Consider the following 17768-nt stretch of genomic DNA (forward strand, 5'->3'; position numbering starts at 1 on the left):
CAGGGTTTTTTTATGAATAATCAAATCCCAACAGAAAAAGAATTAGAAGAAATCGAAAAAAATTACGATCCTCAACTTTCGTTTAGAAAGTTAGGTGTAAAACTCGAAGTATTAGTTTCATTATTATTAGTCTTAATGTCAGTCTATCATTTTTGGGCCTCCGGTTTTGGTTTGGTAAGAGAAGTTCTACATAGAGGAATTCATATTTCATTTGTATTAGCTTTAGTCTTTTTATTATTTGGCTGGAACAAAAAAGAAGATTTAAACAAAACTAATAAAGGATATTTTTATTTTCAAAATATTTCTATTTTAGATTATATATTTGCATTTTTAGCAGTTGGTTCGGCTTTATACTTACCATTTCTTCCATCTAAAGAACTCGCAAGCATAGTGGGCAATCCAGGGTTGTTAGATGTTTTTATTGGTTCTGTATTAATAGTTTTAACTCTAGAAGCTGCAAGACGTTCTGTTGGCCCAACACTTCCAATTATTGCAATAATTTTTACTCTATTTGCTCTTTTTGGACCTTTAGCTCCTGGTGCTTTGAAGCACGGAGGAACAAGTTGGTTGGGTTTCGTTAATCATATTTATATAACAAATCAGGGCGTTTATGGCATTGCCGTTGGTGTTATGGCTCAATATGTTTTTCTATTCATTTTATTTGGTGTTTTGGCAACAAAAGTGGGTCTTGGAAAATTGTTTATTGACTTAGCAATGGTTGTAGCGGGAAGGTTTTCAGGTGGGCCAGCAAAGGTTGCAATATTTTCTTCAGCTTTTATGGGAACTATTTCAGGCTCATCTATAGCAAACACAGTTACAACGGGATCATTGACAATTCCTGCTATGAAAAAAATTGGTTATCCTGCACATTTTGCAGGAGCAGTAGAAGCGGCCTCCTCAACAGGTGGCCAAATTACTCCTCCGATATTGGGTGCTGCAGCTTTCATTATGGTTGAGTATCTAGAGATACCCCTTAAAGATATTTTGGCGGCAGCATTAATTCCTGCACTTCTTCATTATTTTGGAATTTTTATCATGGTTCATCTTGAGGCAAAAAAATTAGGGCTTAGAGGATTAGAAGATAAAGAGATGCCTAAATTTTTTTATGTATTAAAAGAAAATTGGCTTTCGTTAATACCTCTTTTTATTTTGGTATATTTTATTTTATCTGGAAAGACACCAGACTTTGCAGCAATATATGCAATTATATCGTGCGTAGTAGTGGGTATATTAAAACCTAAAAATAAACTTACTTTAAAAGATTTGTTTAATTGTTTTGCCTCAGGAGCAAAAAATACTCTTGCTGTTGGCGCAGCTGCTATCTGTGTTGGTATAATTGTAGGTGTGGTTACCTTAACAGGTGTGGGTTTTAGATTAGGATTTGTTGTTTTACAAACAGCAGGAGATATAGGAATTTTTTTTGGAAATATTTGGCCTATCTCTTATTTTTCATTGGAAGAACTTACTTTATTTTTTTCATTAATATTAATTGCAATTTCATGCATCATAATGGGGGCAGGAATTCCAACTACGGCAACCTATATAATACTTGTGGCTGTTGCAGCTCCCGCTCTAGCTCAATTAAATATTGAACCATTAGTGGCACATTTTTTTGTATTCTATTATGGAGTTTTAGCAGATATTACCCCACCTGTAGCATTAGCAGCCTATGCTGCTTCAGGAATAGCAAAATCTAATCCATTCCAAACAGGTAATACAGCATTTAGGTTGGGTATAGCGAAAGCATTAGTGCCATTTGTATTTGTTTTTTCTCCTTCCTTACTTTTAATAACTGATGATTTTAATTTAATAACTCTATTAATAACTTTATTGGGTGCAATGATAGGGATTGCTCTTATTGGTATAGCATTTTCAGGTTACTGGTTTAAACCACTTTCTGTCCTAGAAAGATGGATCATTGGAATTGTTTCATTATTTTTTGTTGCACCAGGAATTAAAACTATGATCTTTGGTTTTATTGTTATTAGCCCTATATTTATTTTGCAAATAATGAATAAAAAAATTAAGAATTAAACTTAATTAAAATTAACCACCAGGACCAAGATCAGATGGTTTTATTTTTAAAATTTTCCAAATACCTGATGCTGAGGTTATAATTTTATTATTACATTTCAGCTCACAAAATAAAAATATTAGTGTATTGGTCTTTTTAAGAATTCTTGTAAAGCCAGTAATTATATCACCTAGTTTAGAGGCACCAATAAATTTTAAATCCAATGAAATAGTTACACAAGGTGCATTTCCAGATGCCCTGTGAGCTGCAGTACCTACTCCGGCATCAATTAAGGCTGATAAATAACCACCGTGAGTTATTCCAGCTGCATTTAAATGATTTTCATTAATTGTACTTTTAAACTCATACTCTGTTTCAGAAATAGTTCTAAATAAAACACCACCATTGTGTTTCATAAAGCCAGGTCTAATACTTATTTGCTCAAATTTATTATTCATAATTCTTTATAATACGAAAGTTAAAATTAATAAAATTATAAAAATAATTATAAAAAAATATATAACTGATTTTTGTAGTGATGATTTTAATAGCCAATCTAACATTTTTATCTATCCTTTTTGGTGGACCGCCCAGAACTCGAATCTGGAATCTCCCGGTTCGTAGCCGAGCGCCTTATCCAATTTGGCCAGCGGTCCTTAATTAAATAATTTTGTCCAACATATCAAAGTTTTTGATGTAATTTAAGTTATAAAATATTATGCTGTACTATCAATGAGCAAAAAATCAAATGATGTGGTTATTACAGCTGCATTAAGAACACCTATAGGCACATATAAAGGATCTTTAAAAGGTCTTAGTGCTGATAAACTTGGTGCACTAGCTATTAAAGAAGCTGTTTATAAATCAAAATTAAAATCAGACGATATTGATGAGGTGATTATGGGACACGTTCTCACTTCTGGATTAGGGCAAAACCCAGCAAGACAAGCTTCTATTCATGCTGGAATTCCAGTTTCAAAACCTGCACATGCAATTAATCAAGTATGTGGATCTGGATTAAGATCTGTAATTTCAGGATATCAATCTATTAAACTAGGTGAAAATAAAATTATAATCGCTGGTGGACAAGAAAATATGTCTAGAGCACCACATACAATACTTTATCGAGAAGATAAAAAATTAAATGAAAATAAATTAGTTGATACAATGGTCAATGATGGACTGATAGACTCATTTAATAATTATCACATGGGCGTTACGGCAGAAAATGTAGCAGAAAAGTATCAAATTTCTAGAGATGAACAGGATATGTTCGCCTTCAATTCTCAAAAAAAAACACAAGATGCCATAAGTAATGATAAATTCAAAAACGAGTTAATTAAATTAAATATTAATACAGATGATAAAAATTTTATTTTTGAAAAAGATGAACATCCAAGAAGTAATTTAAACTTAGAGGATTTAAAAAAATTAAAAACTGTTTTTAAAGAAAATGGAACAGTTACGGCGGGTAATTCATCAGGAATAAATGATGGTGCGGCAGCAACTATTTTAATGTCTAGAGAAGAGGCGGAACTTAGAGGTATAGAACCTTTAGCAAAAGTGGTCTCCTGGGCAACTTGTGGTGTTGAGCCTTCATTGATGGGACTAGGTCCAATTATGGCTGTTAATATAGCTTTAGAAAAAGCAGGATGGAAAATTGAAGATATTGATTTATTTGAAGTCAATGAAGCATTTGCAGCTCAAAGTATTGCTGTGATTAGAGATCTTAAAATTCCTAAAAAAATTGTGAATGTTAATGGTGGAGCAATTGCATTAGGACATCCAATTGGAGCTTCTGGAACCAGAATTTTAGTAACCCTTATTCATGAAATGATAAAACAAAATAAAAACAAAGGGTGCGCTACTCTCTGTATTGGTGGTGGAATGGGTATAGCCATGTGCATTGAAAGAAATTAATTTCTTATTTATTTGTTAATTTTTTAAGTTTTTTGTTCAATAAAAATACAGGTTTGCATAAAAAAACTTATTATTGTGCTAAAATAACATGAGATATAGTTTTTTTTAGGTGTATAAATCGATTTAAATAATGAGTGAAAAATTACTTGTCCCAGATATTGGTGAATTTGAAAAAGTTGAGGTTATTGAACTTTTAGTAAAAGTTGGAGATAAAATAAACTTAAATGATCCTATTGTTACTATTGAGAGTGATAAATCTAGCGTTGAAATTCCATCAACAGTCACTGGTAAGGTAGAATCTGTAAATATTAAAGTGGGTGATAAAGTTTCTAAAGGGGATTTATTGTTAAGTGTTGAGCCTTCAAAAGAAAGCCCTTCAGAAAAGCCAATTCCTAAAGATACAGAAAGTATTATTAAACAAGCAGAATCAGTTTTAAAAAATGAAAAAAAAGAAGCGACCACTGAACAAAGCCCAGTTGTGGAAAAAAAACAAACAATAATTCAGGTTACAAATGGCAATGATATTGATCCATTAGAAACTCAAGATTGGTTAGAGTCTTTATCTGCAGTTGTTGAAAAAGATGGAAATCAAAGAGCTCATTTTTTGATAAAAGAATTAATTAACAAAGCATATCGAGAAGGTGCAAATATTCCTTATACACAGCACACTCCTTACATTAATACAATCCCACCAGAGGCAGAAGTTAAGTCTAATGGAGATCAGAATATTGAAAGAAGAATTAGATCTTTAATTAGATGGAATGCAGCAGCCATGGTTGTTAGAGCAAATAAAAAATTTCCTGAATTAGGTGGCCATATAGGTACATTTGCATCAGCAGCAACACTTTATGATGTAGGAATGAATCATTTTTGGAGAGCTAAGAATAATAAATTTGGTGGTGATTTAGTTTATTTTCAAGGTCATAGTGCACCAGGCGTCTATGCTAGAGCATTTCTAGAAGGTAGATTAAATGAAAAACAATTAGATAGTTTTAGACAAGAAGTAAAACCAGGTGGACTTTCTTCATACCCACATCCTTGGTTGATGCCAAAGTTTTGGCAGTTTCCAACTGTATCAATGGGACTAGGGCCTATGCTTGCAATTTATCAGGCGAGATACATGAAATATTTAATTAACAGAGGATTAATTAAAGATGAAGGTAGAAAAGTTTGGGCATTTCTTGGTGATGGAGAAATGGATGAACCCGAATCTTTAGGTGCAATAGGATTAGCAGCTAGGGAAAAACTGGATAATTTAATATTTGTTGTAAACTGCAATCTTCAAAGATTAGATGGACCTGTCAGAGGTAATGGAAAAATTATTCAAGAGCTAGAAGGAAGCTTTAGAGGAGCTGGTTGGAATGTAATTAAAGTAATTTGGGGTTCTTACTGGGACTCATTGATTGCTAATGATAAAACAGGTCACTTAGTTAAAACTATGAATGAAACTGTTGATGGTGAATATCAAGCAATGAAAGCTAGAGATGGAGCTTATGTTAGAGAAAAATTTTTTGGGAAATATCTAGAGACTCAAGAGCTAGTTTCTAGTTTATCAGATAAAGATATTTGGAGATTAAATAGAGGTGGTCATGACCCTCATAAAGTTTATGCAGCATACGACCGGGCATCAAAAAACCAAGGTAGCCCAACGGTTATAATTGCTAAAACCATTAAGGGTTATGGTATGGGAAAAACAGGTGAAAGTGTTAACACTACTCATCAAACTAAAAAATTAGATGTAGATGATTTGCTATATTATAGAGATCGTTTTGATGTCCCATTAACAGATGAACAAGTAAAAAATGTTGAATATTTTAAGCCTGATGAAAAATCACTAGAGATTAAATATATTAAAGAAAAGAGAATGAGACTTGGTGGTCACTTACCTGAAAGAACAACATATTCAAAACCTATTAAAGCACCAGCAAAAGATATTTTTGATTTTATGAAAGTATCAACGGGTGAAAAGGAAATGTCCACAACCATGGCATTAGTTAGAATGTTTACAAATTTATTAAGAGACAAAAATGTTTCACCAAGATTAGTTCCAATTATTCCTGATGAAGCAAGAACTTTTGGTATGGAAGGATTTTTTCAAAAAATAGGAATATATGCACACGAAGGTCAAAAGTATGAACCAGAAGATTCTGCTCAGTTAAGTTCTTACAGAGAAGAGAAAACTGGACAAGTTCTAGAAGAAGGAATTAATGAAGCTGGAGCAATGTCGTCATGGATTGCTGCTGCAACTTCCTACACTAATCATGATATTGAAATGATACCAATTTATATTTTTTATTCTATGTTTGGTTTTCAAAGAATAGGTGACCTTGCATGGGCAGGTGGAGACAGTCAGGCTAGAGGATTTTTAATTGGAGCAACAGCTGGAAGAACTACTTTAGCTGGTGAAGGACTACAACACCAAGATGGACACAGTCACTTGATAGCCTCAACAATACCAAATTGTGTGACATACGATCCAACTTTTCATTATGAGCTAGCTGTTATTTTTAGAGAAGGTTTGAGAAGAATGCATGAAAAAAATGAGAATGTTTTTTATTATATCACAACCATGAATGAAAATTATTCACATCCAAGTATACCAAAAGATAAGAATTGTGAAGAAGGAATTCTTAAAGGAATGTATAAAATTAAAGAGTTCAACAAATATAAAAAAACTAAAATTCAACTTTTAGGTTCAGGCACAATATTGAGAGAAATGATAACTGCAGCAGAAATCCTTCAAAATGAATATCAGATAGATAGTGAAATCTGGAGTGTCACTAGTTTTAACGAGTTGAGAAAAGATGGTATGGAAGTTGAGAGGTATAATCTTTTAAATCCCGATAAAGAACAAAAGGTTTCATTTGTAGAGCAGTGTTTAGGAAAAACTGAAGGACCAATCTTGGCAGCTTCAGATTATATGAGAATGAATTCTGATCAAATCAGACCTTATACTAATAAAAGTTTTTATTCTTTAGGTACAGATGGTTATGGAAGAAGCGACACTAGAAAAAACCTTAGAAATTTTTTTGAAGTTGATAAAGAACATATTGTTACTTATGGACTTAGCGTACTAGCAAAAGAACAACTAATAGCCTCAAAATATGCTAAAGAAGCCATAAAGAAGTATAACATTGATGGCAGCAAACCAATGCCAACAAAACTATAAGATGCCAGATAAAGAGATTAAAGTACCAAATATTGGTGAATTTAAAGACGTTGAGGTAATCGAAGTATTAGTTTCAAATGGTCAGTCAGTATCTAAAAATGATCCACTTATTACAATTGAGAGTGACAAATCTAGTGTTGAAATACCAGCTTCTTTTGATGGAAAGGTTAAGTCTGTTAAAATTAAAGTAGGAGATAGGGTTTCAGAAGGTGATTTAATATTAATTGTAGAGCAATCTGGAGAAGAAGAAGAGAGTATAGAACAAAAAACTATTAAAGAAGCAGAGCTTGTTACAAATCAAAATCAAGAAGAAAAAATTGAAAAAGTTATACAAACACAAAATTTAATAAAAAAAAACAATTCAGAAGCTTCATCTGCAAGTCCAAAAGTACGTAAATTTGCTCGAGAGCTTGGTGTTAATATTAATGAGATAGTTGGCAGTGAAAGGCAAGGAAGAATTGTAGAAGATGATGTAAAAAATTTTATATCCTCTAAAATTAACAAAACTTCAGATAAAATTGAAGCTCAACCTAAAAAAATTTTTAGTGAATTTCCCCATTCTGATTTTGGAGAAATTGAAGTTAAAGATATGCCTAGGGTTAAAAAATTAGCCTCTACATATTTAGTTAATTCTTGGACTACAATACCTCATGTAACAAACCATGATGAAGCAGATATAACTGAAATGGAAGATTTTAGAACTTCACTTACAGATATGTATACTGGTGAGAGAAAAAAAATTACTCCCTTAGCTTTTATTGTTAAAGCTCTAGTTATATCTTTAAAAAAGTTTCCTAGTTTCAACTCATCAATAGATGATATTGAAAATGGAAAAATAACAATGAAAAATTATTTTCATATCGGAATTGCAGTCGACACACCACATGGTTTGATGGTGCCAAAAATTAGAAATGCTGATAATAAAAGTATATCATATATTGGCAATGAATTGAAAACAGTAAGTGACCAATGTAGAAATTTAAAAATAGATAAGAAAGAATTCTTTGGAGGATCTATGACCATTACAAGTCTTGGAGGAATTGGAGGTTCATTTTTTACACCAATAATAAATTATCCTGAAGTTGCTATACTAGGAGTAGGTAAAGCACAAAAAAAAAAAATTTTTATCAATGGAAAATTTGAAACAAGAACAATGTTACCGCTTTCATTATCATATGATCATAGGATAATTGATGGAGCTGAAGCAGCTAGATTTAATAATGATCTAAAAGAAAATTTAGGCAAAAATTTTGCTTATAAATTAGCTGTATAAATTTTAATGTCAAAAACCTCATCATTATTTTGTGCATTACTTTGTACATTCATATGGGGAACAACTTTTATTGCTCAAGATACTGGAATGGACGACATTGGTCCTTTCACTTTTAATGCGGTTAGGTTTTTTGTAGGCTTTTTAGTAGTAGCCCCTTTAGCTTTTATTTTTGAAAGAAAAAATATCTCAAAATCAGTCCAAAGAAATCGAAAAGAATTTACCAACTTAGCTCTTTTAATAGGCCTATCTTTATTCTTAGGATCAGCACTTCAACAAGTGGCTTTACTCTATACAGATGTTGCTAATGCAGCATTCTTTACTATTTTTTATGTACCAATGGTCCCGTTTATAATTTTTTTTATGTATAAAAAACCAATACACTGGAGCATTTGGCCTTCTGTTCTTCTTTGTGTGATAGGAGGTTATTTATTAACTAATTTTTATAGTGCAACGGTTAGAACTGGTGATGCGCTTATAATAATGGGTGCATTTTTCTGGAGTACACATATTATTTTTACTGGCAAAATTATAGAAAACTACAATCTTCCATTAACAATTGGTGCAATTCAAACTTTAATTGTTGCTTCTTTATCATTGATTGTAGGATTAATTTTTGAAGACTTTATTTGGTTAAATATTCTTAAAGAAAAATTTCAAATTTTATATGCTGGAGTTTTATCTGGAGGTCTTGCTTTTGTATTGCAAATATATGCACAAAGAAATATCTCCCCAGCTCCATCAGCAATAATTTTTTCTTTAGAAGGTGTTTTTGCAACTATTGCAGCTTGGATTTTATTAGATCAAATTTTAGATATTAATAATTTATTTGGCTGTATATTCATTTTATTTGGAGTTTTATTTTCTCAATTGACACCAATACTTAAAAAAAACTAATTATATATTATAATAAATAAAATTATTGCAACTACAATTCTATAGAATACAAAAACACTTAAAGAAAATTTATTTATATATTCTAAGAAAAATTTAACAGTAAAATAAGAAGACAAAAAAGATAAAGCAATCGCTATAAATATAAGATAATTAAATTCAAAACTTTGACTAATAGCATCTTTTAAGCTCAATATACTTGCTCCTGCTAAAGCAGGAATAGCCAATAAAAAAGAAATTTTACTTGAGTCAAATCTATTAAATCTAAAAATTCTTGCAGCAGTAATTGTAATTCCTGCCCTACTAACTCCCGGTATTAATGAAAGTGTTTGAAATAAACCAATATACAATATTACTTTTAAATTTAAGTTAGATGATATTTTTTTATCAAACCTACATTTGTCTGCAATGTATAAAATGATTCCAAATATCAAAGTTGTCCAAGCAATTATTTTTATGTCTCTTAATATATAAATTAACCCTGTTTTATAAAGGGTATACCCAATAACTATTAGAGGTATAGAGCCAAAAATCATTAATGATAATAATCTTTGATTATTTTTTAGATCAGCCAATTCTTTTCTAAAAAAAAATATGATTGCTAATAAAGACCCAAGGTGCAAACTAACATCTATCAATAGAGAGTTTGATTTAAACTCATAAAGAGAAGAGACAACAATTAAGTGAGCAGACGAGCTTATTGGTAAAAATTCAGACACACCTTGTACAAGTGACAGAATTACAATTTCTATTATATTGGTTAGCATTTTCTTTCGTAACTTAAATAGCCTTAAAATAAAACAATTCCGTGGCAACATAATAGGTATGCATAATTAGCAAAAATACCGTAAATAAAGACTTTTTGAAAAAAAAAGGTCATAAATACTGACTTAGTTTATCTTTTTTATTAGAAAGGCTTAATATATGCTTGTGAAAAAAAAGGTAAAAAATGTCAGATAAAATGTTAAAATTTGTAAATATAGGTCAACAAAACCCACCTAAAAGAGGAGTTTCAAATAGAAAAGAGGACTTTAATGAAATTTATAAAGAATTTATTCAGGAAAAGGCAAGCGAGCAAGCAAGTAGGTGCTCACAGTGTGGAGTTCCATTTTGCCAAGTTCATTGCCCTTTAAGTAATAATATTCCTGACTGGCTAAAATTAACAGCTGAGGGAAGATTAAAAGAAGCTTATGAGTTGGCACAAAGTACAAATAATATGCCTGAAGTTTGTGGAAGGATTTGTCCACAAGATAGATTGTGTGAAGGTAACTGTGTTATTGAACAGTCAGGACATGGTACCGTTACAATAGGATCAGTAGAAAAATATATTACAGATACAGCTTGGAAAGAAGGTTGGGTTAAACCAATAGAGGTTAGATGTGAGAAGAGTCAAAGTGTTGGAATTATAGGTGCAGGACCAGCAGGTTTAGCTGCGGGTGAACAATTACGTAAATTAGGTTATCAAATTACGATATATGATCGTTATGATAGATCAGGAGGATTATTAATATATGGAATACCTAATTTTAAACTAGAAAAATTTGCAGTAGAAAGAAGAACAAAACTGCTCGAAGAAGGAGGCATAAAATTTGTTCAAAATTTTGAGGTGGGTAAAGATGCTACGTTAGATCAATTAAGAAAAAAGCACGATGCAATACTAGTAGCAACTGGAGTGTATAAAGCTAGAGAAATAGATTTACCAGGAAAAGACTTAGCAAATATTTTTCCAGCAATGGATTTTTTAACAGCTTCTAATAAAAAAGGATTAGGAGATAAAGTAGAATTATTTGATAATGGAACTTTAAATGCAGAAGGAAAAGATATTGTGGTAATAGGTGGAGGTGACACAGCAATGGATTGTGTAAGAACTTCAATAAGACAGAATGCAAAATCTGTAAAATGTTTATACAGAAGAGACAAAGAAAATATGCCTGGATCAGCGCGTGAAGTTGGAAATGCTGAAGAAGAAGGTGTTGAATTTGTTTGGTTGTCAAGTCCTAAAGAATTTATAGGAAAAAATAAAGTTGAAAGTTTAGTTGTAGATAGAATTAAACTAGGTGAACCAGATGATAGTGGTAGAAGAAAACCTGAGATAGAAGACAATTCAGAATTTAATATTAAAGCAGATATAGTTATAAAAGCATTAGGCTTTAATCCTGAAAACTTACCAAAATTATTCAACGCAAATGATTTACAAGTAACTAAATGGGGCACTTTAAAAGTAGATTTTCATACAATGGAAAGCAATTTATCAGGAGTATTTGCTGCAGGAGATATAGTCAGAGGTGCTTCATTAGTTGTTTGGGCTATCAGAGATGGAAGAGATGTAGCAGCATCAATTAGAAAATTTTTAGAACAGAAAGAATTAAAAACTTCGAAAGTTGCGTAATGGAAAATTATTTAAAAAATCGTAAAATTTTAGAGAAAGGTCAAGTTTACTCTAAAAGCATGGAGCATGATGCGTGTGGAGTAGGCTTAATAGCCTCTACAGAAGGTAAAAAATCAAGAAAAGTAGTTGAATATGGTATTAATGCTTTAAAGGCAGTTTTTCATAGAGGAGCTGTTGATGCCGATGGAAAAACAGGTGATGGAGCAGGAATTCATTTAGAAATTCCCTCTGATTTTTTTGCAGAAAAAATAGAGCTTACTGGCCATAAACATGATGGTTCTGAAATTTGTATAGGAATGATTTTTTTACCTAGAAATAATTATGAAGCTCAAGAGAATGCTAGGACTTTAGTTGAAAGTGAACTAACCAAAAGTGACTTTAGTATTTATGGTTGGAGGCAAGTTCCGGTAAATACAAGAGTCCTTGGAGAAAAAGCAAATTTCACAAGACCAGAAATAACCCAAGTGCTTTTTAAAAATAATAATAAAAATTTAAGTGGAAAAGAGCTTGAGCGTAAATTGTACGAATCAAGAAGAAAAATAGAAAAAGCAGCTATAAAAAATGCAATTGAAGGTTTTTATATTTGCTCATTAAGTTCTAAATCTATTATTTATAAAGGAATGTTTTTAGCAGAATCAATTGCTGATTTTTATATAGATTTAAAAGATGAAAGATTTATTTCTCGTTATGCAATATTTCATCAAAGATTTTCTACAAATACAGCACCAAGTTGGGATCTTGCACAACCCTTTAGAGCAATAGCTCATAATGGAGAGATAAATACTTTAAAAGGTAATTATAATTGGATGAAAGTACATGAGCAAGAAATGCATAGTCCATTATTTGAAGATATGGAAAATCTAAGACCTGTTATTCCTGCTGGATCATCCGACTCTGCAGCCTTAGATAGTGTATTTGAGTTATTAAATATCTCAGGTCAGCCAGCACCTCTTGCTAAATTAATGTTAATTCCTGATGCATGGTCTAAAAAAAGTAAGACGCTTTCTAAAGATCATCAACAATTATTTAATTTTTTGAATAGCACAATGGAACCTTGGGATGGACCTGCAGCAATTGCTGGGACAGATAATGAATGGGTAATAGCTGCTACAGATAGAAATGGTCTACGTCCAATGAGATACACGATTACTAAAGATAAAATTCTTTGTGCTGGATCAGAAACAGGAATGGTAGAATTAGATGAAAAGAAAATAATTACCAAAGGAAGGCTAGGACCTGGAGAAATAATTGGTGTTAGAATTGAAAAAGGTAAAGTTTTTACTAACAGCCAAATTAAAGACTTTTTAGCAAAAGAATATAAACATTTTAATAATCAAATTATTGAATTAGATAAAAAACTTATAATAAAAAATGAAAAACCTATTTTTTATGGTGATGAGCTCAAAAAAAGACAGTATTCATTTGGATACAGTTTAGAAGATTTAGAACTTATTCTTCATCCGATGGCTGAAGATGCCAAAGAAGCAATTGGTTCAATGGGGGATGACACACCTCTTGCTGTATTATCTGATAAATATAGACCTCTATATCATTTTTTTAGACAAAATTTTAGTCAAGTAACCAACCCTCCAATCGATTCTCTAAGAGAAAATAAAGTTATGAGTTTAAAAACGAGGTTTGGAAATCTTGGGAACATTTTAGATTTTACAAATTTAACTCAAGAAAACATATATGTTTTAAATAGCCCCATCTTATCAAACTTACAGATAGAAAAGTTTATCAACTTTTTTGGAAAAAACTCAGTAGTTATTGATTGTACCTTTGATCATGAAGACAATCTTGAGCAGTCAATTAAAAGAATACAACAACAATCAGAAATTTCAGTTAGGCAAGGTGTAACTCAGTTAATCTTAAGTGATAAAAATGTTACAAAAAAAAGATTAGCAATGCCAATGCTCTTGTGTGTTGGTGCAATAAATACCCATCTTATTAAAAATAAATTAAGAGGATATGCCTCTATTAATGCTCAAACAGGTGAGGCACTAGACACCCATTCATTTGCAACTCTTATTGGAGTTGGGGCTACAACAGTTAATCCTTATCTAGCACTAGACAGTTTATATCAAAGATTTGAAAAAAAATTATTTGGGAATTTTGGTTATGATAAATGTATAGAAAGATTTATTCAGTCAGTTAATTATGGTTTGTTAAAAATAATGTCAAAAATGGGAATATCTGTTCTAAGCTCATACAGAGGTGGATGTAATTTTGAAACAGTTGGTTTAAGTAGAACTGTAGCTTCAGAATATTTTCCAGGGGTTTTATCTAAAATATCTGGAATAGGATTAAGTGGAATTGAAAATAAGTTAAGAGCTATCCATAAGCAAGCATTTGAGGACAATAATTCAGTGCTACCTATTGGAGGACTTTATAGGTATAGAAAAAATGGAGAAACTCATCAATATCAAGGGAAGTTAATGCATCTATTGCAAAGTTCAGTTGGATCGAACTCTTTTGAGGGCTACAAAAAATATGTAAATGGTATTTATAACTTACCCCCAATACACTTAAGAGATCTTATTGGATTTCGAGAAAGAAACCTTAAGCCTTCTATAGATGTTTCAGAAGTAGAACCAATTGAAAACATCTTAAAAAGATTTGGGAGTGGAAGTATGTCTCATGGCGCCTTATCAAAAGAGGCACATGAAACATTGGCAATAGGAATGAACCGAATCAAAGGTGCTTCTTGTAGTGGAGAAGGAGGAGAAGATGAAAAAAGATTTACTAAAATGGATAATGGAGATAGTGCAAACTCTAGAGTCAAACAAATTGCATCAGCAAGATTTGGTGTAACAATTAATTATCTAAATAATTGTAATGAAATTGAAATTAAGATTGCACAAGGAGCTAAGCCCGGAGAAGGTGGGCAATTACCTGGTTTTAAAGTTACAGAAGAGATTGCAAGATTAAGACATTCTACACCTGGAGTAACATTGATATCTCCCCCTCCTCATCATGATATATATTCTATTGAAGATCTAGCACAACTAATCTACGATCTTAAACAAGTTAACCCAAAAGCCAGAGTAGGAGTAAAATTAGTTGCATCATCAGGAATTGGAACTATTGCTGCAGGAGTAGCGAAAGCAAAAGCAGATATAATTTTAATTTCTGGTCATAATGGTGGCACAGGAGCCACACCACAAACAAGCGTTAAGTATGTTGGTATTCCATGGGAAATGGGTTTGACTGAAGCTAATCAGGTCTTAACATTAAATAATTTGAGACACACAGTTACATTGAGAACCGATGGTGGAATCAAGACAGGAAGAGATGTTGTAATAGCTGCAATGATGGGAGCAGAGGAGTATGGAGTAGCAACAACAGCTCTAGTAGCAATGGGATGCATAATGGTAAGACAATGTCACTCTAATACTTGTCCAGTTGGAGTTTGTACACAAGATGATGAATTGAGAAAAAAATTCACTGGTACACCAGACAAGGTAGTTAATTTATTTACATTTATTGCTCAAGAAGTAAGAGAAATTTTAGCTGAGATTGGTTTTAGTTCTCTAAATGAGATAATTGGAAGAACTGATTTATTGAGACAAGTAAGTAAAGCTTCTCCAAATTTAGATGATTTAGATTTAAACCCACTTTTTGTTCAGGCAGATCCTGGGGATAATTTAAGATACTGTGAGGATCAAAAAATTAATTTTGTTCCCAATACGCTAGACCAAGAAATTATACCTGAAATTGAAGATCAGATTGGAAAAGTAAAAATAATTGACAAAGAATTTGAAATTAAAAATACTCATAGAACTGTAGGAACAAGAATATCCCATCATCTGTATAAAAAATATGGAAATGAAAAATTAGAGAGTGATTTTTTAACACTTCAATTCAAAGGTTCTGCTGGCCAGTCTTTTGGAGCTTTTGGAGTAAAAGGTTTGAAACTTGTTCTTAAAGGTGATGCGAATGATTATGTTGGAAAAGGTCTATCAGGAGCAACAATATCAATCAAACTCTCAGATGAAAGTAATTTAATTTCTCATGAAAATACAATAATTGGAAATACAGTATTATATGGAGCAACTTCAGGTAAACTTTTTGCAGCTGGTCAGGCTGGTGAGAGATTTGCTGTAAGAAATTCCGGAGCTATTGCTGTTATTGAAGGTTGTGATTCTAATGCTTGTGAATATATGACTGGGGGAACGGTAGTGGTGTTGGGTAATGTAGGAGACAACTTTGGTGCTGGTATGACTGGAGGAATAGCATTTATTTATGATCCAAATAAAGATTTTGAAAAAAAAGCTAATTCAGAAACTATAATATGGCAAACGCCAGAAACTGATCATTGGATAAATCTTCTTAAGAAACTAATTGAAGAGCATTCTATAGAAACAAATTCTAATTTATCTAAAAAAATAATAGAAAATTTTGATAAAGAAATTTTTAACTTTATACAAATTTGCCCTAAAGAAATGATTGATAAGTTAAAAAATCCTATAAGCTTAAATCCCATCATAAAAGAAGTAAGCTAAAATGAAGAGTATAAATATTTTTTGCTTTGGTTTTGGCCAAGTAGCAAAAAGTTTTATAAAAAAACTTATTATTGAAAAATATAATATTACATTAACAGCCACATCTAGAAATAAATCTTCAAAAGAAAATTTCAATGGGATTAATTTTAATAACTATTTATTTGATAATGATAAATTTGATAATAATTTGTTGCTAGAATTAAAAGAAGCAAATCATATTTTAGTTTCAATACCCCCAGAAAAACAAGATGACCTAGTAGTAAAAAATTTTTCTAATTTTATTAAAAGCTCCAAAGTAAAATGGATAACTTATTTGTCTTCTACTAGTGTTTATGGAGATCACAAAGGTGAGTGGGTAAATGAAAATAGCCAAACAAAACCAACATCATTTAAGGGCATTTCAAGACTTAGGGCTGAAAATTTATGGCTTTCACTTCAAATAAATAAAAATTTGCCTGTTCAGATATTTAGATTGTCAGGAATTTATTCTAATGAAAAAAATGTTTTAGTGCGTCTAAAATTAGGAACCGCCAAACTAATTAGTAAAAAAGATCATTATTTTTCAAGAATTCATATTGAAGACATTTCAAACATATTGTTTAAATCTTTATCTAAATTTAAATCAGGAGAAATATATAATATAGCTGATGATAGGCCGTCACCCTCAGAAGAGATAACATTGTATGGCTCTAAATTATTGAATATAAAAAATTTAGAAAAAATCGAAATTAATAATCTAGAAAGTGAAATGTTAAAAAATTTTTATAAAGATTCAAAAAAAATAAGTAACACAAAAACAAAAAAATATTTTTCTTATAGCTTTAAATTTCCTACTTATATAGAGGGACTAAATTATATTAGAGACAATTTTATCTAATTCTAAATTAATTTTTTTAAGACTATGTTTATTCGATAGACTATGATCACCATTTTTAATAATCACTAATTTCTTTTTCGCTCTTTTAAAGATTTTTAAAATTTTCTTTGAGTAGCTTTTGGGAACCACCTCATCTTTATCACCATGAATCATTGTAACATTTATTTTTGATAGTATTTTTTTATTTAAGACTTTGTTTCTTCTACCATCTTTTATTAGTTGATATGAGATTGGATATTCATAATTACCATGCTTCAAATTGATAATTCCTTTTTTTATTATTTCATTTTTCATTCTTTTTGTAAATTTTTTCCACATCAAATTTTCTAGAAATTCTGGAGCAGAGCCTATTCCTAAAAAACCTTTAATTTGCTTTTTAAAATACTTAAATTGATTTAGTGATAACCACGAACCCATGCTTGAACCTACCAAGATAAAGTTATTTTTTTTTACTTTTCTTTTAATTAAAACTTTAACATCCTTAGACCACTTACTAATATTACCATTAGTAAATTTTCCTGTAGACTTTCCATGACCAGAGTACTCAAGAGCAAGAAAACCTAATTTATTTTTTTTTGCATAATTAAAGATAGATATAGGTTTATCTCCTTCAATATCTGACATAAACCCATGTAAAAAAATTATATAGAGACTGTTTTGAACATTATTACTTAAATATCTAATTTTCTTAAGATTTGTTATCTTTAGGTATTTAAATTTACTCATAAAA

General features: G+C 31.0%; 11 protein-coding genes and 1 tRNA gene. 8 read left to right on the forward strand and 4 right to left on the reverse strand.

The window, feature by feature from the left end; translation table 11 throughout:
- The first annotated feature begins 12 nt into the window (after positions 1-12).
- Positions 13-2034, forward strand: a complete 2022-nt coding sequence (locus ABXT47_RS00100; protein ID WP_415308465.1) for a TRAP transporter permease — start codon at positions 13-15, stop codon at positions 2032-2034.
- 12 nt (positions 2035-2046) lie between these two features.
- On the opposite strand, the gene ABXT47_RS00105 is transcribed toward ABXT47_RS00100, so the two are convergent.
- Together ABXT47_RS00105 and ABXT47_RS00110 are read right to left on the reverse strand one after the other, a co-directional pair.
- Entirely contained in the window at positions 2047-2472 is a 426-nt protein-coding gene (locus ABXT47_RS00105) for a PaaI family thioesterase (RefSeq protein WP_415308467.1), read from the reverse strand.
- A 121-nt stretch (positions 2473-2593) separates the two neighbouring features.
- A tRNA-Arg gene (locus tag ABXT47_RS00110) sits at positions 2594-2670 on the reverse strand.
- Between the two features lie 76 nt (positions 2671-2746).
- Here ABXT47_RS00110 and ABXT47_RS00115 point away from each other — a divergent pair.
- From ABXT47_RS00115 to ABXT47_RS00130, 4 genes are all read left to right on the forward strand, one after another.
- Positions 2747-3934, forward strand: a complete 1188-nt coding sequence (locus tag ABXT47_RS00115; RefSeq protein ID WP_415308469.1) for an acetyl-CoA C-acetyltransferase — start codon at positions 2747-2749, stop codon at positions 3932-3934.
- 130 nt (positions 3935-4064) lie between these two features.
- Positions 4065-7103, forward strand: coding sequence for a pyruvate dehydrogenase (acetyl-transferring), homodimeric type (aceE, locus tag ABXT47_RS00120; RefSeq protein ID WP_415308470.1), 3039 nt, complete (start codon positions 4065-4067; stop codon positions 7101-7103).
- A 1-nt stretch (position 7104) separates the two neighbouring features.
- Positions 7105-8376: a 2-oxo acid dehydrogenase subunit E2 gene (locus ABXT47_RS00125; RefSeq protein WP_415309373.1), complete on the forward strand. Its 1272-nt coding sequence runs from the start codon at positions 7105-7107 to the stop codon at positions 8374-8376.
- Between the two features lie 6 nt (positions 8377-8382).
- On the forward strand, positions 8383-9270 hold the full coding sequence (locus ABXT47_RS00130) for a DMT family transporter (protein ID WP_415308472.1): 888 nt from the start codon (positions 8383-8385) through the stop codon (positions 9268-9270).
- Here ABXT47_RS00130 and ABXT47_RS00135 read toward each other — a convergent pair.
- A complete protein-coding gene (locus ABXT47_RS00135; RefSeq protein WP_415308474.1) occupies positions 9267-10034 on the reverse strand; it encodes an undecaprenyl-diphosphate phosphatase in 768 nt (255 codons plus the stop codon). The genes ABXT47_RS00130 and ABXT47_RS00135 overlap by 4 nt on opposite strands.
- 182 nt (positions 10035-10216) lie before the next feature.
- On the opposite strand from ABXT47_RS00135, the gene ABXT47_RS00140 reads away from it, so the two are divergent.
- Genes ABXT47_RS00140 through ABXT47_RS00150 form a run of 3 tightly spaced genes read left to right on the forward strand, consistent with a single transcriptional unit; the run spans position 10217 to position 17038 of the window.
- Entirely contained in the window at positions 10217-11656 is a 1440-nt protein-coding gene (locus ABXT47_RS00140) for an NAD(P)-dependent oxidoreductase (protein WP_415308476.1), read from the forward strand.
- Positions 11656-16161, forward strand: coding sequence for a glutamate synthase large subunit (gltB, locus tag ABXT47_RS00145; protein ID WP_415308477.1), 4506 nt, complete (start codon positions 11656-11658; stop codon positions 16159-16161). Before ABXT47_RS00140 ends, gltB begins: the two co-directional genes overlap by 1 nt.
- 1 nt (position 16162) lies before the next feature.
- Positions 16163-17038: an NAD-dependent epimerase/dehydratase family protein gene (locus ABXT47_RS00150; RefSeq protein WP_415308479.1), complete on the forward strand. Its 876-nt coding sequence runs from the start codon at positions 16163-16165 to the stop codon at positions 17036-17038.
- On the opposite strand, the gene ABXT47_RS00155 is transcribed toward ABXT47_RS00150, so the two are convergent.
- Positions 17009-17764: an alpha/beta hydrolase gene (locus ABXT47_RS00155; RefSeq protein ID WP_415308481.1), complete on the reverse strand. Its 756-nt coding sequence runs from the start codon at positions 17762-17764 to the stop codon at positions 17009-17011. The genes ABXT47_RS00150 and ABXT47_RS00155 overlap by 30 nt on opposite strands.
- Positions 17765-17768: the final 4 nt, after the last annotated feature.

Source organism: Candidatus Pelagibacter sp. Uisw_099_02 (assembly GCF_047727625.1).
GTDB lineage: Bacteria > Pseudomonadota > Alphaproteobacteria > Pelagibacterales > Pelagibacteraceae > Pelagibacter.